Origin of the sequence: Pseudomonas sp. TH32 (assembly GCF_016650855.1) — a bacterium.
In the GTDB taxonomy this organism is placed as follows: domain Bacteria; phylum Pseudomonadota; class Gammaproteobacteria; order Pseudomonadales; family Pseudomonadaceae; genus Aquipseudomonas.
This window is the reverse complement of sequence record NZ_JAEKFA010000002.1, coordinates 2,922,732-2,943,353: the sequence shown is the minus strand read 5'-3', so window position 1 is coordinate 2,943,353 and position 20,622 is coordinate 2,922,732. Positions and strand designations below refer to the sequence as shown.

The window sequence follows — 20,622 nt, the reverse complement described above, 5'->3', positions numbered from 1 at the left end:
GTCATTGCTCCTTGGCTTCGTTGCGGCCCAAGTGGAAGGCGGTGATGGCTGCAGCGAGCAGCAGCATCGAAGCCAGTTCGACCACCAGCAGGTACGGGCCGAACAGGCTGATGCCCACGGCTTTCGCGTCTACGGTGGTGTGGCCGATGGCCTGGCCGCTCTGGTGAGCGAACAGCACATACAGCAGCTCACCCAGCAGCAGGGCTGCGAGGATCACCGGGCCGAGCCAGATGCCGGGCTTGAGCCAGACGCGTTCCTGGGCGACCGAAGCCGGTCCCAGGTTGAGCATCATCACCACAAACACGAACAGCACCATGATGGCGCCGGCGTAGGCGATCACTTCCAGCACACCGGCGAACGGTGCGCCGAGGCTGAAGAAGGTCATGGCCACGGCGATCAGCGAAATGATCAGGTAGAGCAGGGCGTGCACGGGGTTAGTGTTGGTGATCACGCGAAGCGTGGACACCACTGCAATACCCGATGCGAAATAGAAAGCGAATTCCATCTTTCTTCCTTAAGGCAGCAAGCTCTTCACGTTGATCGGCTCGGCTTCGTTTTGTGCGGCGCCTTTCGGCTTACCGGCAACGGCCATACCTGCAACACGATAGAAGTTGTAATCAGGGTTTTTACCGGGACCAGAGATCAGCAGATCTTCTTTCTCGTACACCAGGTCCTGACGTTTGAACTCGGCCATCTCGAAATCCGGTGTCAGCTGGATCGCGGTGGTCGGGCAAGCTTCCTCGCAGAGGCCGCAGAAAATGCAGCGCGAGAAGTTGATGCGGAAGAAGTCCGGGTACCAGCGACCGTCTTCGGTTTCAGCTTTCTGCAGCGAGATGCAACCCACCGGGCACGCCACGGCGCACAGGTTACAGGCCACGCAGCGCTCTTCGCCGTCGGGGTCGCGGGTCAGGACAATGCGGCCGCGATAACGCGGCGGCAGGTACACCGCTTCTTCCGGGTATTGCAGGGTGTCACGTTTGCGAAAGCCGTGACCGAACACCATCACCAGGCTTCGCAACTGGGTACCGGTACCCTTAACGATGTCGCCAATATATTTGAACATGGGTCAAATCCTCACTGAACCGCGCCCGCTGGCGTGTTCAACAACACAACGGCAGCAGTCACCAGCAAATTGATCAGGGTCAGCGGCAGGCAGAAGCGCCAGCTGAAATCCATCACCTGGTCATACCGTGGACGCGGGATGGAAGCGCGCAGCAGGATGAACAGCATGATGAAGAACGCGGTCTTCAGGAAGAACCAGAAGAACGCCAGCTGCGGCAGGATGCCGAATGGACCGTGCCAGCCGCCGAAGAACAGCGTGACCAGCAGGGCCGAGATCAAGATGATGCCGATGTACTCACCTACGAAGAACATGCCCCACTTCATGCCGGCGTATTCAATGTGGTAACCGTCGGCCAGTTCCTGTTCCGCTTCCGGCTGGTCGAACGGGTGACGGTGAGTCACGGCGACGCCAGCGATGAAGAAGGTACAGAAGCCGAAGAACTGCGGAATGATGAACCACAGGTTCTGCGCCTGGTACTCGACGATGTCGCGCATGTTGAACGAGCCCACCTGCACCACGATGCCCATCAGCGCGAGGCCCATGAACACTTCGTAGGAGACGGTCTGGGCCGAAGCCCGCAAGCTGCCCAGCAGGGCGAACTTGTTGTTGCTCGACCAACCGGCGAACAGCACCGCGTAGACCGACAAACCGGCCATGGCGAAGAAGAACAGCATGCCGATGTTCAGGTCCGCCACGCCCCAGGTCGGGGTGATCGGGATGATTGCGAAGGCAATCAGCAAGGCGCTCATGGCCACGACCGGTGCCAGGGTGAAGATCACCTTGTCGGCAAACGGCGGGGTCCAGTCTTCCTTGAAGAACATTTTCAGCATGTCGGCGGCGATCTGGAACATACCAAACGGGCCAACGCGGTTCGGACCATAACGGTCCTGCCACCAGCCCAGCAGGCGACGTTCGACGAAGCTGAGCAAGGCGCCCGCCACGACCACGGCCAACAGGATCACGATGGCCTTGACCACCGCGATGATCACGTCGATCACTTCAGGGGTGAACCAGGTCATTGAGCTGCCTCCTGCAGACCGTCAACGGTAAGGCCGAAGATCGCTGGAGGAATCCCCGCGAGGCCTTTTGGCAATGCAACCAGGCCAGCACCCAACTCTTCGTTGATGCGCAGCGGCAGACGCAGGGTCTTGCCGGCAACGTTCAAGCTGAGCAGGGCACCGTCGTTGACGCCCAGGCGGTCGGCTTCGGACTTGGCTACGGACACGTAGGCGGCCGGAATGCGCTCTTGTACCGGCGCGGCTTTGGAAGAGGTCTCTTCGCTGCCGAACAGGTGGAAGAACGGCACAACCTGCCAGGTACCCTGGGCCGGGTTGAACGGACGCGGCACGCTGGCGAACCAGTTCAGCGAGTCACCGGTGCTTTCGATCAGGCGGGTGCCCGGGTCGCCAGCGCGGATGTGACCACCGACTTCGTCCTGGAACTTGTTCCAGGCCTGTGGCGAGTTCCAGCCCGGCGACCAGGCGAAAGGCACCTGCTGACGTGGCTCGGCCGAACCCGAGTAACCTTCCATGGAGAAGGCGAACGCGGTGTCGTTGTCTTGCGGCGTACGTGGCTCGTGCACGCTGATGTCCGCACGCATGGCGGTACGGCCGGAGTAGCGCAGCGGTTCGCGGGCGAGTTTCATGCCCTTGATGCGGAACGCGGCGGACGGCGCGGCGTCGACGATACGGGCCAGTTGCGGTGCGGCTGCGGCTGCGGCGGCTGTCACGTGGTCGAGCTGGGTCCAGTCGATCGGCTGGTTCAGCAGGGTGGCGCGCAGGGCATGCAGCCAGCGCCAGCCTTCGTGAACCAGGATGCTGGCGTCCATGTACTTCGGATCGAACACCTGGAAGAAGCGCTGGGCGCGGCCTTCCTGGCTGACCAGGGTGCCGTCGCCTTCAGCAAAGGTGGCGGCGGGCAGTACCAGGTGGGCGCGGTCGCTGGTGGCGGTTTTCTGGTGGTCGGCAACGATCACCACTTTGGCCGCGTTCAGCGCTGCGTCGACCTTGGCCGAATCCGTGCGGGTGTACAGGTCGTTTTCCAGCACCACGATCGCATCGCTGCTGCCATCGGTCACGGCTTGCAGCGCCGCGTCCAGGGACTCGCCACCGAGCATGGCCAGGCCGAGGCTGTTGGCTTCCGGCACGATCAGGCTGATGGAGCCGTTCTTCTCGCGCAGCTTCAAGGCTTTGGCGATGTTGGCGGCGGCTTCGATCAGTGCCTTGGAACCCAGCGAGGTACCGGCAATGATCAATGGGCGCTTGGCGGCCAGCAGGGCGTCGGCGATGCGCTTGGCCAGCTCAACGGCTTCAGCGTCCAGGCCTTCAACGGCAGGTGCGCTGGCGTCGAGGGCGTGGGCCACGGCGAAACCGATGCGGGCCAGGTCGTCCGGTGCTGCGTGTACGCATTCTTCAGCGATGTCGTCGAGCTTGGTTTCAGCCAGCGATGCGATGAACAGCGGGTTCAGCGCGTGCTGGCCGATGTTTTTCACCGCAGCGTCGAGCCAGGGCTGGACGCGCATGGCGTCGGCCATGTCTTCGGCCTTGCCTTTCACCGACTGGCGCAGGGACAGGGCGACACGGGCAGCGGTCTGGGTCAGGTCTTCACCGAGGACGAAGATCGCGTCGTGGTCTTCGATGTCGCGCATGTTCGGAACCGGCAGCGGGCTGTCGTTCAGAACTTGCAGCACCAGGCGGATACGCTCCAGTTCACCGGCTTCGATACCCGAGTAGAAGTGCTCGGCACCCACCAGCTCGCGCAACGCGTAGTTGCTTTCGAGGCTGGCGCGGGGCGACCCGATACCGACGATGTTGCGACCGCGCAGCAGGTCAGCGGCTTTATCCAGCGCTTCGTCCAGGCTCAGCTTGGCGCCGTCGGCCAGCAATGGCTGACGCGGGCGGTCTTCGCGGTTGACGTAGCCGTAGCCGAAACGGCCACGGTCGCACAGGAAGTACTGGTTGACCGAACCGTTGAAGCGGTTTTCGATCCGACGCAGTTCGCCGTAACGCTCGCCCGGCGAGATGTTGCAACCGCTGGAGCAGCCATGGCAGATGCTCGGCGAGAACTGCATGTCCCACTTGCGGTTGTAGCGCTCGGAGTGAGTCTTGTCGGTGAACACACCGGTCGGGCAGACCTCGGTGAGGTTGCCGGAGAATTCGCTTTCGAGGGTGCCGTCTTCAACGCGACCGAAGTACACGTTGTCGTGGGCGCCGAACACACCGAGGTCGGTGCCGCCGGCGTAGTCCTTATAGAAGCGCACGCAGCGGTAGCAGGCGATGCAGCGGTTCATCTCGTGGGAAATGAACGGGCCCAGTTGCTGGTTCTGGTGGGTACGCTTGGTGAAGCGATACCGGCGCTCGTTGTGGCCGGTCATCACGGTCATGTCTTGCAGGTGGCAGTGACCGCCTTCCTCACACACAGGGCAGTCGTGCGGGTGGTTGGTCATCAGCCATTCGACGACGCTGGCGCGAAACACTTTCGCTTCTTCGTCTTCGATGGAGATCCAGCTGCCGTCGGTGGCAGGGGTCATGCAGGACATGACGATACGACCACGGGTGTCGTTCTCGTCGGTGTACTGCTTGACCGCGCACTGGCGGCAAGCGCCAACGCTGCCAAGGGCGGGGTGCCAGCAGAAATATGGAATGTCGAGGCCTAGCGACAGACACGCCTGTAACAGGTTGTCTGCCCCATCGACTTCGAGCTCTTTGCCGTCTACGTGGATAGTGGCCATGGTTCAAAGTTCTTCGTTGGCCCGGTGTCAGCGGGCGTGGCTAATGGAATCTTGTTATTCATGTGCATCAACACAGCCTTGAAGGCGTCAGCACATGAGAAAGCGAAGGGCACGGACCCTTCGCCTTTTTAAGCGTTACGCGCCGACTACAATCGGCCTTGCCAGAGGCGGGACGGCGGCGCTTTTGGGCGCAATGCCGGCTTCGAACTCCGAGCGGAAGTATTTGATCGCGCTGCCCAATGGCTCCACGGCGCCCGGTGCGTGAGCACAGAAAGTCTTGCCAGGGCCGAGGAAACCCACCAGACCCAGCAGGGTCTCGATATCGCCTGGCTGACCTTCGCCTTTCTCGAGGGCCATCAAGAGCTTCACGCTCCATGGCAAACCATCGCGGCACGGGGTGCAGAAACCACAGGATTCGCGGGAGAAGAACTGCTCCATGTTGCGCAGCAACGACACCATGTTCACGGTGTTGTCCACGGCCATGGCCAGGCCGGTACCCATACGGGTGCCCACCTTGCCGATGCCGCCGGCATACATTTGTGCGTCCAGGTGCTCGGGCAGCAGGAAGCCGGTACCGGCGCCGCCTGGCTGCCAGGCCTTGAGGGTGTAGCCGTCGCGCATGCCGCCGGCGTAGTCCTCGAACAGCTCGCGCGCGGTCACGCCGAATGGCAGCTCCCACAGGCCCGGGTTCTTGACCTTGCCGGAGAAGCCCATGAGCTTGGTGCCCATGTCTTCGCTGCCTTCGCGGGCCAACGATTTGTACCACTCCACGCCGTCGCCGATGATTGCCGGCACGTTGCACAGGGTTTCAACGTTGTTCACGCACGTCGGCTTGCCCCACACGCCCACGGCGGCAGGGAAGGGTGGCTTGGAGCGCGGGTTGGCGCGGCGGCCTTCGAGGGAGTTGATCAACGCGGTTTCTTCACCGCAGATGTAACGCCCGGCGCCGGTGTGCACGAACAGTTCGAAGTCGAAACCCGAACCGAGGATGTTCTTGCCCAACAGGCCTGCAGCCTTGGCTTCTTCCACGGCACGGTTCAGGTGCTTGGCGGCGGTGGTGTATTCGCCACGCAGGAAGATATAGCCACGGTAGGTTTTCAGCGCGCGGGCACTGATCAGCATGCCTTCGATCAACAGATGGGGCAGTTGCTCCATCAGCATGCGGTCTTTCCAGGTGTTCGGCTCCATTTCATCCGCGTTGCACAGCAGGTAGCGGATGTTGATGGATTCGTCTTTCGGCATCAGGCCCCACTTAACGCCCGTGGGGAAGCCTGCACCGCCGCGGCCTTTGAGGCCGGCATCCTTCACGGTCTGGACGATGTCGTCCTGGGCCATGTCGGCAAAGGCTTTGCGCGCGGCTGCGTAACCGTTCTTGGCCTGGTACTCGTCGAGCCATACAGGCTCGCCGTCGTCACGCAGGCGCCAGGTCAGCGGGTGAGTCTCGGCCGACCGCTTGATGCGGTTGGCAGGACCGAAGGAAGTCAGGGTCATGGGTAGCCCTCGAGCAATTGGGTGACGCCAGCAGGCTGCACGTCACCGAATGTGTCGTCGTCGATCATCAACGCCGGCGCCTTGTCACAGTTGCCCAGGCAGCACACCGGCAGCAGCGTGAAGCGGCCGTCCGGAGTGGTTTGGCCCAGGCCGATGCCCAGCTTGCTCTGGATCTCGCTGACCACGGACTCGTGGCCACCGATGTAGCAGACCATGCTGTCGCACACGCGAATGATGTGGCGGCCGACCGGCTGGCGGAAGATCTGGCTGTAGAACGTCGCCACGCCTTCAACGTCGCTGGCAGGGATGCCCAGGATCTCGCCGATGGCGTAGAGGGCGCCGTCCGGCACCCAGCCACGTTCCTTCTGGACGATCTTCAAGGCTTCGATCGACGCCGCGCGCGGGTCTTCGTAGTGATGCAGCTCGTGCTCGATGGCCGAGCGCTCGGTTTCACTCAAGGTGAAACGGTCTGTCTGGATAAGCGTGCTGTTCATGCTTAGCGGTCCACGTCGGCCATAACGAAATCGATACTACCCAGGTACGCAATCAAGTCCGCGACCATTTCACCTTTGATCACCGAAGGGATCTGCTGCAGGTGCGGGAAGCTTGGAGTACGAATCCGGGTGCGGTAGCTCATGGTGCCGCCATCGCTCGTCAGGTAATAACTGTTGATACCCTTGGTCGCTTCGATCATCTGGAAGGATTCGTTGGCCGGCATGACCGGGCCCCACGAAACTTGCAGGAAGTGCGTGATCAGGGTTTCGATGTGTTGCAGCGTGCGCTCTTTCGGCGGCGGCGTGGTCAGCGGGTGATCCGCCTTGTACGGGCCTTCCGGCATGTTGCGCATGCACTGTTCGATGATCTTCAGGCTCTGGCGCATTTCTTCGACGCGCACGATGCAGCGGTCGTAGGCATCGCCGTTGGCCGCCAGCGGGACTTCGAATTCGAAGTTCTGGTAGCCGGAGTACGGGCGCGCCTTGCGCAGGTCGAAATCGCAGCCGGTGGAACGCAGGCCAGCACCGGTGACGCCCCATTCCAGGGCCTCTTTGGTGTTGTACTGGGCGACGCCGATGGTCCGGCCCTTGAGGATGCTGTTGTCCAAAGCGGCTTTCTGGTACTCGTCCAGACGCTTGGGCATCCAGTCGATGAATTCCTTGACCAGGCGCTCCCAGCCACGCGGCAGGTCGTGCGCCACACCGCCGATGCGGTACCAGGCCGGGTGCAGGCGGAAACCGGTGATGGCTTCGATGACCTTGTAGGCGCGCTGACGGTCGGTGAAGGTGAAGAACACCGGGGTCATGGCGCCGACGTCCTGGATATAGGTACCCAGGAACAGCAGGTGGCTGGTGATCCGGAAGAACTCGGCCATCATGATGCGGATGGTATCGACCTTGTCCGGCACCTTGATGCCCGCCAGCTTCTCGACCGAGAGCACGTACGGCAGGTTGTTCATCACGCCGCCGAGGTAGTCGATACGATCGGTGTACGGGATGAAGCTGTGCCACGACTGACGCTCGGCCATCTTCTCGGCGCCACGGTGGTGGTAGCCGATGTCCGGTACGCAGTCGACGATTTCTTCGCCGTCCAGCTGCAGGATGATACGGAAGGCACCGTGAGCCGAAGGGTGGTTCGGGCCCAGGTTGAGGAACATGTAGTCCTCGTTGGTGCCGGAGCGCTTCATGCCCCAGTCTTCCGGACGGAAGCGCGCAGCCTCTTCTTCAAGCTGCTGCTTGGCGAGGGTCAGGCTGAATGGATCGAATTCGGTGGCGCGGGCAGGGAAGTCCTTGCGCAGCGGGTGACCTTCCCACGTTGGCGGCATCATGATGCGCGACAGGTGCGGGTGGCCCGGGAAGTCGATGCCGAACATGTCCCACACTTCACGCTCGTACCAGTTGGCGTTAGGCCAGATACCGGTCACGGTCGGGACGCTCAGGTCGCTCTCGGAGAGGGCAACCTTGATCATCACGTCGCTGTTACGTTCCAGCGACATCAGGTGGTAGAACACGGTGAAGTCGGCGCCGCTCGGCAGTCCCTGGCGCTTGGTGCGCAGGCGCTCGTCCACGCCATGCAGGTCATAGAGCATGACGTACGGCTTGGGCAGGTTGCGCAGGAAGCTCAGGACTTCGACGAGCCTGGCACGCGCCACCCACAGCACCGGCATACCGGTGCGTGTGGCCTGGGCGGTGAAGGCGTCAGGGCCAAAACGGTTATTGAGTTCGACGACCACATCCTGGTCGTCTGCCTTATAAGGCGGGATGTACAGAGCACTGCCTGTAGTCATGGTTTTTTATCGCTTTCGGTCAACGTAAAGAATGAAGCCAGGTTTTCGTTCTATAAAAGAAGCGGTGCTGGATCAGACTTCGTCGGGGCTGCGCAGGTTGGTGACCTGAATACGCTGTTCGCGGCGCTGTTCCTTTTGTGACGGCATCTCGGCGCGGTATACGCCTTGATCTCCGACAACCCAGGAAAGTGGGCGACGCTCCTTGCCAATCGATTCCTGCAACAGCATCAAGCCTTGCAGAAATGCTTCAGGGCGGGGCGGGCAGCCAGGCACGTAGACGTCCACGGGCAGGAACTTGTCCACCCCCTGAACCACGGAGTAGATGTCGTACATGCCACCGGAGTTGGCGCACGAACCCATGGAGATAACCCACTTTGGCTCGAGCATTTGCTCGTAGAGACGCTGAATGATCGGCGCCATCTTGATAAAGCAGGTACCGGCGATAACCATGAAATCCGCCTGACGCGGCGAGGCCCGGATAACTTCGGCGCCAAAGCGCGCGATGTCGTGGGGCGCCGTGAAGGCGGTGGTCATTTCCACATAGCAGCAGGACAGACCGAAGTTGTACGGCCACAGGGAGTTTTTACGCCCCCAGTTGACCGCGCCACTCAGCACGTCTTCCAGCTTGCCCATGTAGATGTTTTTGTGGACTTGGTCTTCTAACGGGTCGGAAACGGTTTCCCGTTCGCCGATGGGGTACTGCTCGTTAGGAGCATCCGGGTCGATCCTGGTGAGATTGTATTGCATCGCCAAAGCCTCATTGTTTCAGCTTCGCTTGCCGCTTGCGACGAGCTTCCGGAGCCCAATCAAGGGCGCCCACTCGAAATAGGTAGACAAGGCCTGCCAACAGAATTGCTATGAAAACGAGGGCTTCGACGAATCCGGTCCAGCCGCTTTCGCGGACGGACACAGACCAGGCAAAGAGAAAAAGGGCTTCGATGTCGAAGATCACGAAGAGCATCGCGACCAGATAGAATTTGGCTGAGAGCCGCAAGCGGGCGCCACCTGTAGGTAGCATGCCGGACTCGAACGGTTCGTTTTTGCTGCGGCCCCAGGCTTTTGACCCGAGGAGGCTGGAGACACCGAGCATGAAGGCGCAAAGGCCGACAACACCGAGGAGGAAAATGGCAAAGCCCCAGTTGTGGGCCATGAGTCCTGTCGCTTCGGTCATGCTGGAAATCCTTAACAGAGAGCAAAGGTCTCTGAGCTCGAAAAAGTAACGATGCAGTGACGATATGTCGCAGCGCAATCAATCGCGGTGATTTTATGGCTAAACACCGGGCAAGTAAAATTCCTATAGCGAAATTATTCGATGGAATAAGGACATAGTGCACCTTCTTGGGGCTGTAGCCCTTGTGCTGCGGGCATTAGCGGGCATTTCACCAATTATGTTTTGTTTAAGCTGTAAAGAAGTTTTCATGCTCTAAATGATAATGAATATTGTTTGCGTGGGTTTTAAACAGCTGTTCGGGGTTTAACGGGGGAAGTTGCTGTTACTTGTGTGGGGGATGCTAGTTGGTAAAGCGGATCTTTTAACTGGTTTTTTAGGTGGGGGTACCGCTCTGGATCAATGTTTTGATCGAAAATTGGGGGGTGGGTGTACATATCCGTTGTTGCGGTAACGGCGGCCTAGGGTTTCGCTCTTACAGCGACTCACTTTGGAAAAGCCCCAAAGTAAGCAAAGGGCTCTGCCCCGCCTGTCGGCACCTCGCCTAGGCTCGGTGTTCCCTCACTCCGGCATTGCTCCGCGGGCCGCCGCGACGGGGCGTCCCTGCCCCGTCGCGGCTAAACCGGCGTCCTGCCGGTTTACCCGCTCCTCAATCCCTGCGTTCGGCCTCGGGCTTATTGGGGCAGTCAGAGCCAGATCAAGATCAAAAGCAAGAGCACAGCGGCCTACCGGCCGGCTTGAGTGGTAGAAGCCAGATCAAAAGCAGAGCTGCTTTTCTGTAGGAGCCGGCTTGCCGGCGAAAAACCTGAGAGCGCCGCGTTCATTCAGGACGCCAACGTCATCGTTAACGACCATCGCCGGCAAGCCAGCTCCTACAGGGGATCGTGCCCGCTTTAGATTTTGATTTTGCTTCTACCACTCAAGCCGGCCGGTAGGCCGCTGTGCTGTTGATCTGCTGTTGATCTTGATCTTAGGCGCCCCGTTAAACCACGCTGGCCGAACGCAGGTAGTACGGAGCGGGTAAACCGGCAGGACGCCGGTTTAGCCGCGACGGGGCAGGGACGCCCCGTCGCGGCGGCCCGCGGAGTAGTACCGGAGTAAGGGCACACCGAGCCTGAGCGAGGTGCCGAGTGGTGGGGCAAGAGCCTTTTGGTTACTTTTGGGCTCCTTTCAAAAGTGACCCGCTGTAAGAGCGGAACCAATAGCAGCCTTAACCGCGAAAACGGATATGTACACAATCCACCTGCACGTTAAAAACGGCGCAAAAAAAACGCCCCGAACCAGTCGGGGCGTCAGATCGTGCGGCATTGCGGTTAGGTCTTCCTTGGGGCCGCAATGGCCGTGTACTCAGTGACTCAGTGGAACTGCTCTTCTTCAGTCGACCCAGTCAGTGCAGTCACAGACGAGGTACCGCCCTGGATCACGGTGGTCATGTCGTCGAAGTAGCCAGTGCCCACTTCCTGCTGGTGCGCCACAAAGGTGTAACCCTTGGCCGCGTCAGCGAACTCCTGCTCCTGCAGCTTCACGTAGGCAGTCATGTCGTTGCGGGCGTAGTCGTGCGCCAGGTTGAACATGCTGTGCCACATGTTGTGAATGCCGGCCAGGGTGATGAACTGGTGCTTGTAGCCCATGGCAGACAGTTCGCGCTGGAACTTGGCGATGGTCGCGTCGTCCAGGTTCTTCTTCCAGTTGAAGGAAGGCGAGCAGTTGTAGGACAGCAGTTGGTCCGGGTATTCCTTCTTGATTGCTTCAGCAAAGCGGCGAGCTTCGTCCAGGTCCGGCTTGGCGGTTTCGCACCAGATCAGGTCGGCGTACGGCGCGTAGGCCAGGCCGCGAGCGATCGCCTGGTCGAGACCGGCGCGCACTTTGTAGAAGCCTTCCTGGGTACGTTCGCCCGTCACGAACGGCTGGTCGTACGGGTCGCAATCCGAGGTCAGCAAGTCAGCCGCGTTGGCGTCGGTACGGGCCAGGATGATGGTCGGAGTCCCAGCAACGTCAGCCGCCAGACGAGCAGCAGTCAACTTTTGAACAGCTTCCTGGGTAGGCACCAGAACCTTGCCGCCCATGTGGCCGCATTTCTTCACCGAAGCCAACTGGTCTTCGAAGTGAACGCCGGCAGCGCCTGCCTCGATCATGCTCTTCATCAGCTCGTAGGCGTTCAGTACGCCGCCGAAACCGGCTTCAGCGTCTGCAACGATCGGTGCGAAGTAGTCGATGTAGCCTTCGTCGCCCGGGCCTTTACCGGCTTTCCACTGGATCTGGTCAGCGCGGCGGAACGAGTTGTTGATGCGCTTGACCACGGTTGGCACGGAGTCCACCGGGTACAGCGATTGGTCGGGGTACATGGATTCAGCGGAGTTGTTGTCCGCTGCCACTTGCCAGCCGGACAGGTAGATCGCCTGGATACCGGCTTTTACCTGTTGAACCGCTTGGCCGCCAGTAAGGGCGCCCATGCAGTTGACGAAATCTTTTTCGGGACGGAAGGACGGCTTGGCACCCTGGGTGACCAGCTTCCACAGTTTCTCGGCGCCGAGTTTTGCAAAAGTGTGCTCAGGTTGAACCGAGCCACGCAGGCGGACGACGTCAGCAGCGGAATAAGCGCGGGTCACGCCTTTCCAGCGTGGGTTTTCAGCCCAGTCTTTTTCAAGGGCTGCAATTTGCTGTTCGCGTGTCAGTGCCATGGGGAAAAACCTCGTCGCATAGGTCTAGGTGGAAAATTCCATTTGCCAGCCACGTATCGGTGCGTGGTTATGGCTGCTCGCTGACCAGAAGCTTAGGCGGTCAAGTCAGGTTTGGCGGGGAGGGCGACGGGATGAACGATTGGCTCAAGGGGGAGTTGAGCAGGTAAGGGCGAACTGCGAACGGTCTTCGGGCGTCGTGGGCCTTTGTACGATCCATCAGTGTGTTGCCGGGTTACCTGGTTAGCTTCCGTCCCTCGGGACAACTTCGTTCCAGTCGCAACCTCGTCAAACACACCTTGTGGGCGGTACAGACACGAATCGGCTCAGGTGGGTGGCTTTGAGCGACGATCCGAAGGCCCTTGCCAGGGCCCCTGATTAGCGGGAGCGAGGCCATCATGCCCATGCTTTTTTGGATCGTCAAATGTTTTGTAGTGCTTTTTTTCAAGCACTACATCTTTAGTCTAATACGACTCGCTAGTCAGTTTTTGGTGCTTCAGTTCAGGGTATCGACTTTGACCCGCAAGGTCAGGTCATCACGCCCCTGAGTAGAGTAGCTGCGGGTTGTAGTGCTTTTGTCGGCCTGGGTCTGGCGATTGATCCCGGCCAGGGTGATCCACTCGCCCAGCCGTCCGCTGACGGTTGTGTCGGTACTTTGCACGTTCACTACATCGGGACGTTCCTGGCTCATGCGGTCACGATTGGTACTGATGCTCAGGTGCACGGTCTCTCCGGTGACGCTGGCGGTGACGTAGAAGCCCTGCGTCACGTTGCGATACTGGGTCTGGTTTTGCGGGCGACCGTAGGCATCGGGCTGGGTGGTGGTGAGCGGCACGCTCTGGCCGACCTGGATCAGCGCGGGCACACCTTCGCTGGCCTGGATCTGCTGGATCCCGCCGTCGCGGCTTTCAGTGCTGTAGGTGATCACCTGGGTTTGATTGTTGCCGTTGCTTTGCTGGTTGTTCTCGTTGGTGTCGACCGTGATCAGCAGGCGTTTGGACGGCGTGTCCAGTTGCGAGAGCAGGGCGCGCAGGCCCTGGATCTTGTCCGGCTCGGCATTCACGATCAGTTGGTTGCCGTAGGCGCTGACGGTGCCGTCCTTGCCGATAAAGTTCTGTGCCACGGGCAGCAGGTCGGCGCTGGTACGGTTGCTCAGGGGCACGACTTCGGTGGCGGCCATCACCGAGAAGCTGGTGGCCAGGAGCACAGTGGTGAGCAGGGTGCGTAGGGACATGTCCGTTATCTCTGCGAGTCATTTAGGCTAGATAGTGCCAGTTTGTCGGCTTTGTAGCCCGCAAGTTGAATCCTGGACGGCAAAAGGCCCTGGCATCGGTGGATGGCAGGGCCTTTTGGGGTGTTGCTGATACCGCTATCGCAGGCAAGCCAGCTCCCACATTTGGAATGCATTCTCCTGTGGGAGCTGGCTTGCCTGCGATGGGAGCGACTCGGTCTAAAGTCAGCCCTCGCGCACCATATCAACGTGAGGAATCCCGACTTCCAGGAACTCATCGCTGACAATCTTGAAGCCCAGGCGCTCGTAAAACGGCGCTGCATGGACTTGTGCACTGAGGATCTGCCGGGTCTGGCCGCGTTTCTCGGCCACGCCGATCACCGCTTCCATCAGCTTGTCGCCCACCTTCAGGCCGCGCCAGTCCTTGAGGACCGACACGCGCCCGATCTCGCCGGTGGGCAACAGGCGGGCGGTGCCGATGGGAAAGTCGCCTTCGAACGCGAGGAAATGCACAGCCCCTGCGTCGTCTGCATCCCATTCCAGCTCCGGTGGAACCGATTGTTCAGCGATAAATACCGCTTCACGAATGCGCCGTATCTCGGCGATATCCTTTTGCCAGTCCGCGACACTTACGTGAATCTTATTCATCGGCAAACCCCAGGCTCCCTTGCTTGACCAGTTCCCACAGCAGGGCGCAGCCATCTTCATCCGCCAGCCATGGGCCGAGGTTGTCGATGTGCAGGGCGTCGGCGGCGCAAACCAGCTTCAGCAGTTCCCGCAGCTTGCCCGGCAACAGGCGGCTCTGGCCGCTGGCGAACAGCAGCAGGTCGTCGTCCACTTCGGACCAGGCCAGGCGGGCGCTCGGGTTGCGGATCAGCACGGCGCCGTTTTCCAGGCTGCCCAGCAGGTCTTCTTCTTCCACTTCCGGGCCGGCGACCAGTTCCGGGTAGCGCGGCTCGGTCATGAACTGGCCGAACCAGGTCAGCAGCATGCGCTCGTCGCTCATGTGCTCGGCCAGCAGGCTCTTCAGGCGGTCGAGGGCGTCGCCCTGGATCTGGTGCGGGTCGCTGACCGGCTGGGCATCGGCGTCGGTGTAGCGCTCTTCGTCCGTCAGGTACTGGCTGAGGAAGTCGGTGAAGTGGGTCAGTACTTCAGCCGCGCTCGGGGCGCGGAAGCCTACGGAGTAGGTCATGCAGTCATCCACGGCAACACCACAGTGGGCCAGGCGTGGCGGCAGGTAGAGCATGTCGCCCGGTTCCAGCACCCATTCGGCGGTCTCTTCGAATTCAGCGAGGATGCGCAGGTCCGCGTGTTGCAGCAGCGGGCTTTCGGAGTTGCACATCTGGCCGATCTTCCAGTTGCGCTTGCCGGAACCCTGCAGCAGGAACACGTCGTAGTTGTCGAAGTGCGGACCGACGCTGCCACCGGGGGCGGCGTAGCTGATCATCACGTCGTCGATGCGCCAGCTTGGCAGGAAACGGAAGTTTTCCAGCAGTTCGGCCACTTCCGGCACGAACTGGTCGACGGCCTGCACCAGCAGGGTCCACTCGCGCTCGGGCAGGGTGCTAAAGGCATCTTCGGCGAACGGGCCGCGACGCAACTCCCACGGGCGTTCGCCGTGTTCGATGATCAGGCGCGACTCGACTTCTTCTTCCAGCGCCAGGCCGGCCAGCTCGTCGGCGTCGATCGGGCTTTCGAAATCAGGAATGGCCTGGCGGATCAGCAACGGTTTTTTCTGCCAGTAGTCGCGCAGGAACTCGCGTGCCGTGATGCCGCCCAGAAGTTGAAGAGGAATGTCAGGATTCATGTGTAACCTATTGAAAAAAAGCACTTTTCAGACGGGAATAAAAACGCCCGGCGCTGCCGGGCGTCTCAAAGGGTCAAGCAGCTATCAGATGCGTTTGGCTTGGGCCACAGCGTTGCCGATGTAGTTAGCCGGGGTGAGCTGTTTCAGCTCAGCCTTGGCGGCGGCTGGCATGTCCAGGCCGTCGATGAACGTTTGCAGGGCTTCGGAGGTGATGCCCTTGCCGCGGGTCAGCTCTTTGAGCTTCTCGTACGGGTTTTCAATGGTGTAGCGGCGCATCACGGTCTGGATCGGCTCGGCCAGGACTTCCCAGCAAGCGTCCAGGTCAGCGGCAATTTTCTGCGCGTTGAGCTCCAGTTTGCTGATGCCTTTGAGGCTGGCTTCGTACGCGATCACGCTATGAGCGAAGCCCACACCGAGGTTGCGCAGTACGGTGGAGTCGGTCAGGTCGCGCTGCCAGCGGGAGATCGGCAACTTGCTCGCCAGGTGCTGGAACAGGGCGTTGGCGATGCCGAGGTTGCCTTCGGAGTTTTCGAAGTCGATCGGGTTGACCTTGTGCGGCATGGTCGACGAACCGATTTCACCGGCAATGGTGCGCTGCTTGAAGTAGCCCAGGGAGATGTAGCCCCAGATATCGCGATCGAAGTCGATCAGGATGGTGTTGAAGCGCGCAATCGCGTCGAACAGCTCGGCGATGTAGTCGTGCGGTTCGATCTGCGTGGTGTAGGGGTTGAAGCCCAGGCCCAGCTCGTCTTCGATGAAGGCGCGGGCGTTTTCTTCCCAGTCGATTTCCGGGTAGGCCGACAGGTGAGCGTTGTAGTTGCCTACGGCGCCGTTGATCTTACCCAGCAGCGGTACGGCCGCGACTTGAGCGATCTGACGCTCCAGGCGGTACACCACGTTGGCCAGTTCTTTACCCAGGGTGGTCGGCGAAGCCGGCTGGCCGTGGGTGCGCGACAGCATCGGCACGTCGGCGAAACGGATCGCCAGCTCGCGGATGGCGTCGGCGGTCTGGCGCATCAGTGGCAGCATCACGTCATCACGGCCTTCGCGCAGCATCAGGGCGTGGGACAGGTTGTTGATGTCCTCGCTGGTGCAGGCAAAGTGGATGAACTCGCTGACCTTGGCCAGTTCCGGCAGCTTGGCCGCTTGCTCTTTGAGCAGGTATTCGATGGCTTTTACGTCGTGGTTGGTGGTGCGCTCGATCTCTTTGACACGCTCGGCGTGCTCCAGAGAGAAGTTTTCCGCCAGGGTATTCAGCACAGCGTTGGCTTCGGCGGAGAACGCCGGCACTTCGCTGATGGCGGGGTGAGCGGCCAGGCGCTGGAGCCAGCGCACTTCAACCAGAACACGAGCACGGATCAGGCCGTATTCGCTGAAAATAGGGCGCAGGGCCTGGGTTTTGCCGGCGTAGCGGCCGTCAACAGGGGAAACCGCAGTGAGCGAAGAAAGCTGCATGGGGTGTTCTCGGACAGTCGGGCAACGAAATGGGGCGCGTATCATACATGAAAAAATCCGCCGGTCCGTTGCCAACTGACCGGCGTATTACGCGTGAGGCTATAAAAAAATCGGTTGCGGCGACTTATTCGTTGCGCATCAACGGGTAAAGCTCTTTAAGCAATTTGCGACGGCTGATCACCAGCTGCCAGCGATGACCGCCCAACTGGCGCCACAACCGCGCCGAACGAATACCGGCCAGGAGCAAGGCGCGGATTTTCGAGGCGTTGTTCGGTTGTTGCAGGTTGCGCATGTCGCCGTGCACCTGGATCCGCTGGCGCAAAGTGCTCAGGGTGTCCTGGTACAGGGCGCCACAGGCCGCGATCACGTTTTCGTGGGCCGGGCCGAAATGCTCGACCTGGGACTGGATCTGCGGCAGGCGCTTGCCGATGGTTTCCAGCAAATCGTCGCGCTTGGCCAATTGACGCTCCAGGCCGAGCATCGACAGGGCGTAGCGCAGTGGCTCGCGCTGCAAGGTGCTTGGGTCGCGCTCCAGGGCGCCGACCAGTGCGCGATAACCTTCACGCAGGGCCAGGTCGTCGCCGCCGTAGACTTCCAGGGTGTCCTTGGGGTCGCGGATCAGCAGGCTGCCGAGCATGCAGGTCAGGCCGGCCTCGGTGACCTGGCCGGTCTTGGCGATCTTGTCCACCAGCACCGCGGCGAGAAACACGCCGCCCAGTGCCGTCAGTTGCTCCTGGGTAGGGCTCATGCCTGGCTGCTCCAGGGTTCGGCAACTTCGATCACACCGCCCCCAGGCAAATCTCTCCGTCATAGAACACTACCGATTGGCCGGGCGTTACGGCGCGCTGCGGGTCGTCGAAGGTGGCGCGATAGCCGGTGGCGGTTTTTTCCAGGGTGCAGGGCTGGTCGCTCTGGCGATAGCGCACTTTGGCCGTGAGGCGGCGCGGGCTGCTCAGGTCGACCGGGTTGACCCAGTAGATGTCGGAGGCGAGCAGGGCGCGGGAGAACAGCCATGGGTGGTCATTGCCCTGGCCGACGATCAACTCGTTGTGCTCCAGGTCCTTGACCAGCACGTACCACGGCTCTTCGCCGGCGTCTTTCAAGCCGCCGATGCCCAGGCCCTGACGCTGGCCGATGGTGTGGTACATCAAGCCGTGGTGACGGCCGATGATTTCGCCTTCGGTGGTCTTGATCTCACCCGGTTGCGCCGGCAGGTACTGCTTGAGGAAGTCGCTGAAACGGCGCTCGCCGATAAAGCAGATCCCGGTGGAATCCTTCTTCTTGGCGGTGGCCAGGCCGTGTTTCTCGGCAATCGCGCGCACTTCGGGTTTTTCCAGCTCGCCCACCGGGAACAGGGTCTTGGCGATCTGTTCGCCGCCGACGGCGTGCAGGAAATAGCTCTGGTCCTTGTTGGCGTCCAGGCCCTTGAGCAATTCGGTACGGCCATCGATATCGCGACGGCGCACGTAGTGGCCAGTGGCAATCAGGTCGGCACCGAGGATCATTGCGTAGTCGAGGAACGCCTTGAACTTGATCTCGCGGTTACACAGGATGTCCGGGTTCGGCGTGCGACCGGCCTTGTATTCGGCCAGGAAGTGCTCGAACACGTTGTCCCAGTACTCGGCGGCGAAGTTGGCGGTGTGCAGCTTGATGCCGATTTTGTCACAGACGGCCTGGGCATCCGCCAGGTCGTCCATGGCGGTGCAATATTCCGTTCCATCGTCTTCTTCCCAGTTCTTCATGAACAGGCCTTCCACCTCATAACCCTGCTCCATGAGCAGAACGGCGGAAACGGAAGAATCCACGCCGCCGGACATGCCGACGATGACGCGCTTCTTTTGTGTGTCAGAAGGGGCTGGATCACGCATAGGATTTCAACGGGTGTCTTTAAAAAGGACGCGATTCTAGCAGGCTCGCGTCTGCAAGGCTAAAGAGAAGGGCGGATCAATTCGAGGCTGTGGCGTTGGCCGGCCAGATAATCGTCGATGCAGCGGATAATCAGCTCGCTGCGCCAGTCCTCGCGCAGGGCCATCAATTCGTCGCGGGTCAGCCAGCGGGCGCGCACGATGCCGTCGTCCAATTGATAGTCCGGGTGGTGTTTCAGGGCCTTGGCGGTGAAGCACACCCGCTGATACGTCACGCCGTTGCTGGGGGCGGTGTACAGGTAAATCCCGACGATCCCGGTGGCTTCGACGTCCCAGCCGGTTTCTTCGAGGGTTTCGCGCACGGCGGCCTCGGTCAGGGTTTCGTTCGGGTCGAGGTGCCCGGCGGGCTGGTTGAGCACGGCGCGGCCGCCCTTGAGTTCTTCGACCATCAGGAAGCGGCCGTTGTCTTCGACGATGGTGGCGACGGTGATGTGGGGTAGCCAGGTCATGGGGCGTCTCGCAGAGCTGATAACAGAGGGGCATCATACAGGGGCGCCCGCCGAGGGCGCCTCTGCCGGTTACTTCGCGGCTTTGGTAATGGCGTCGAAGGCCACCATATCGTCAATCACTTCGCCGCCGGTGGCCTTGGTTTGCGCTTGCCATACGACGATCACCACGTTTTGCGTGGGATTGATGTAGACAAACTGGCCGAAAATCCCGGCAGCCGTGAAGGCTTTGTCTGCCTTGGAGGCGGCGGTCCAGGCGGGCCACCACATGGAGGCGAAGTCGCCGTACGCCGGGTCGGTGCCGGTGGTGGCGCTGGCGAAGCTCATCCAGCCTTTGGGTAGCACCTGTTTGTCGCCGGCTTTGCCGCCACTGAGTACGAATTGCCCGAAGCGTCCGTAATCTTCGAGCGTTGCGCTGATGCCGCTGCCGCCCACCTCGTTGCCATTGGGGCCGTCGAGCCACCAGTTGGCGTCGGTTTGCATGCCGTACGGCGCCCAGATTTTCTCGCTCAGGTAGTTCGCCAGTGGCTTGCCCACGGCGGCGCTCACCAGTTGGCCCAGCACTTGTGTCTCTCCGGTGCTGTAGTTGGTGCGGGTGCCGGGCGGCGCGGCGCTGGGCAAGCTAGCCATGAACTTGAGGGCGGAACCGGGCACTTGTTCGGTTTGCAGCTTGAGCATCATGCGTCGGTCTGACGTCGGGTCAGCGTATTTCTCACTCCATTTGACTCCGGAGCGCATCGCCAGCACCTGGCGAACGGTGGCCTGGTCGTAACCGCTGCCGGCGAGTGCGGGCAAGTAGTGGGTGACTTTGTCATCAAGGCTTTTGATCGAGCCGTCCTGCAGTGCGGCGCCCACGAGGGTCGAGGTAATCGACTTGGCCACTGACATCGACATCCATCGGGTGTCTGGCGTGTTGCCCTTTTCGTAGCGTTCAGTAACGACCTGGCCGTTCTTGATCACCAGCAGGCCTGTTACCCGGTTGAGGGTGACGTAATCGTCAAGGCTATAGCGTTTGCCTTCATAGTCGAATGCCACCGGGCCCAGCGGCTGGCTGCTGCGTGGCAGTGGAAACGGATGGCCACCGGCCTTGATGGTGCGTACCGGGAACAGTCGATCGATATTGCGGAAGGTGCTGACGGCGGCTTTTTCGCTGAGCTTGCCGTCGTACATGGTTTGTACGTCGCCGATCGGTTCCTGAGCGTGCGGGTAGGGGCTTGAAGTGCCTGCGCAGGCCGTCAGCAAGGCCAGTGCCGAGGAGCAGGTCAGTACCTGTAGGAGGTTTCTTGGCATGGGAACGTCCTTATTTATTGTTTTTCGTGGGGTGGAACAATAAGAAGACAAAGCAAG

17 protein-coding genes and 1 pseudogene are annotated in these 20,622 nt (G+C 60.8%); all 18 read right to left on the bottom strand.

Translation table 11 applies throughout. From position 1 onward, the window contains the following. Window position 1 precedes the first annotated feature (1 nt). Window positions 2–505, bottom strand: a complete 504-nt coding sequence (gene nuoJ, locus JFV30_RS17255) for an NADH-quinone oxidoreductase subunit J (protein WP_003219561.1) — start codon at window positions 503–505, stop codon at window positions 2–4. A gap of 9 nt (window positions 506–514) precedes the next feature. Continuing rightward, window positions 515–1,063 (bottom strand): NADH-quinone oxidoreductase subunit NuoI, encoded by a 549-nt coding sequence (gene nuoI, locus JFV30_RS17250; protein WP_003174725.1) that lies wholly within the window; start codon window positions 1,061–1,063, stop codon window positions 515–517. A gap of 11 nt (window positions 1,064–1,074) precedes the next feature. Next, window positions 1,075–2,082 (bottom strand): NADH-quinone oxidoreductase subunit NuoH, encoded by a 1,008-nt coding sequence (gene nuoH, locus JFV30_RS17245; RefSeq protein WP_201124714.1) that lies wholly within the window; start codon window positions 2,080–2,082, stop codon window positions 1,075–1,077. Continuing rightward, window positions 2,079–4,793, bottom strand: coding sequence for an NADH-quinone oxidoreductase subunit NuoG (nuoG, locus tag JFV30_RS17240; RefSeq protein WP_201124713.1), 2,715 nt, complete (start codon window positions 4,791–4,793; stop codon window positions 2,079–2,081). Before nuoG ends, nuoH begins: the two co-directional genes overlap by 4 nt. A gap of 135 nt (window positions 4,794–4,928) precedes the next feature. Next, a complete protein-coding gene (gene nuoF, locus JFV30_RS17235) occupies window positions 4,929–6,284 on the bottom strand; it encodes an NADH-quinone oxidoreductase subunit NuoF (protein ID WP_010172750.1) in 1,356 nt (451 codons plus the stop codon). After that, on the bottom strand, window positions 6,281–6,778 hold the full coding sequence (gene nuoE, locus JFV30_RS17230; RefSeq protein WP_003219568.1) for an NADH-quinone oxidoreductase subunit NuoE: 498 nt from the start codon (window positions 6,776–6,778) through the stop codon (window positions 6,281–6,283). Before nuoE ends, nuoF begins: the two co-directional genes overlap by 4 nt. A gap of 2 nt (window positions 6,779–6,780) precedes the next feature. Then, complete coding sequence (nuoC, locus tag JFV30_RS17225; RefSeq protein WP_003219570.1) at window positions 6,781–8,565, bottom strand: NADH-quinone oxidoreductase subunit C/D; 1,785 nt, start codon at window positions 8,563–8,565, stop codon at window positions 6,781–6,783. A 72-nt stretch (window positions 8,566–8,637) separates the two neighbouring features. Beyond that, window positions 8,638–9,312, bottom strand: a complete 675-nt coding sequence (locus JFV30_RS17220; protein ID WP_003219572.1) for a NuoB/complex I 20 kDa subunit family protein — start codon at window positions 9,310–9,312, stop codon at window positions 8,638–8,640. 10 nt (window positions 9,313–9,322) lie between these two features. Further along, window positions 9,323–9,736 carry an NADH-quinone oxidoreductase subunit A gene (locus JFV30_RS17215; RefSeq protein ID WP_003219575.1) on the bottom strand — a complete coding sequence of 138 codons (414 nt, stop codon included), beginning with the start codon at window positions 9,734–9,736 and terminating at the stop codon, window positions 9,323–9,325. A 1,352-nt stretch (window positions 9,737–11,088) separates the two neighbouring features. After that, a complete protein-coding gene (gene aceA, locus JFV30_RS17210; protein ID WP_003219577.1) occupies window positions 11,089–12,414 on the bottom strand; it encodes an isocitrate lyase in 1,326 nt (441 codons plus the stop codon). Window positions 12,415–12,907: 493 nt separating this feature from the next. Continuing rightward, on the bottom strand, window positions 12,908–13,645 hold the full coding sequence (locus JFV30_RS17205) for a secretin N-terminal domain-containing protein (protein ID WP_201124712.1): 738 nt from the start codon (window positions 13,643–13,645) through the stop codon (window positions 12,908–12,910). 222 nt (window positions 13,646–13,867) lie between these two features. Next, entirely contained in the window at window positions 13,868–14,290 is a 423-nt protein-coding gene (locus tag JFV30_RS17200; RefSeq protein WP_010172719.1) for a GNAT family N-acetyltransferase, read from the bottom strand. Then, a complete protein-coding gene (locus JFV30_RS17195) occupies window positions 14,283–15,449 on the bottom strand; it encodes a ribosomal protein uL16 3-hydroxylase (RefSeq protein WP_003219582.1) in 1,167 nt (388 codons plus the stop codon). The genes JFV30_RS17200 and JFV30_RS17195 overlap by 8 nt, the downstream gene beginning before the upstream one ends. An 84-nt stretch (window positions 15,450–15,533) precedes the next feature. Further along, window positions 15,534–16,904, bottom strand: a complete 1,371-nt coding sequence (gene purB, locus JFV30_RS17190; protein ID WP_201124711.1) for an adenylosuccinate lyase — start codon at window positions 16,902–16,904, stop codon at window positions 15,534–15,536. A 124-nt stretch (window positions 16,905–17,028) separates the two neighbouring features. Beyond that, window positions 17,029–17,652: a high frequency lysogenization protein HflD gene (gene hflD, locus JFV30_RS17185; RefSeq protein ID WP_010172715.1), complete on the bottom strand. Its 624-nt coding sequence runs from the start codon at window positions 17,650–17,652 to the stop codon at window positions 17,029–17,031. Further along, a pseudogene (mnmA, locus tag JFV30_RS17180) lies at window positions 17,649–18,772 on the bottom strand (tRNA 2-thiouridine(34) synthase MnmA). The gene hflD and the pseudogene mnmA overlap by 4 nt, the downstream one beginning before the upstream one ends. 59 nt (window positions 18,773–18,831) lie before the next feature. Beyond that, on the bottom strand, window positions 18,832–19,278 hold the full coding sequence (locus JFV30_RS17175; RefSeq protein ID WP_169389031.1) for an NUDIX hydrolase: 447 nt from the start codon (window positions 19,276–19,278) through the stop codon (window positions 18,832–18,834). A gap of 69 nt (window positions 19,279–19,347) precedes the next feature. Next, window positions 19,348–20,565, bottom strand: a complete 1,218-nt coding sequence (locus JFV30_RS17170; RefSeq protein ID WP_201124709.1) for a serine hydrolase domain-containing protein — start codon at window positions 20,563–20,565, stop codon at window positions 19,348–19,350. Window positions 20,566–20,622: the final 57 nt, after the last annotated feature.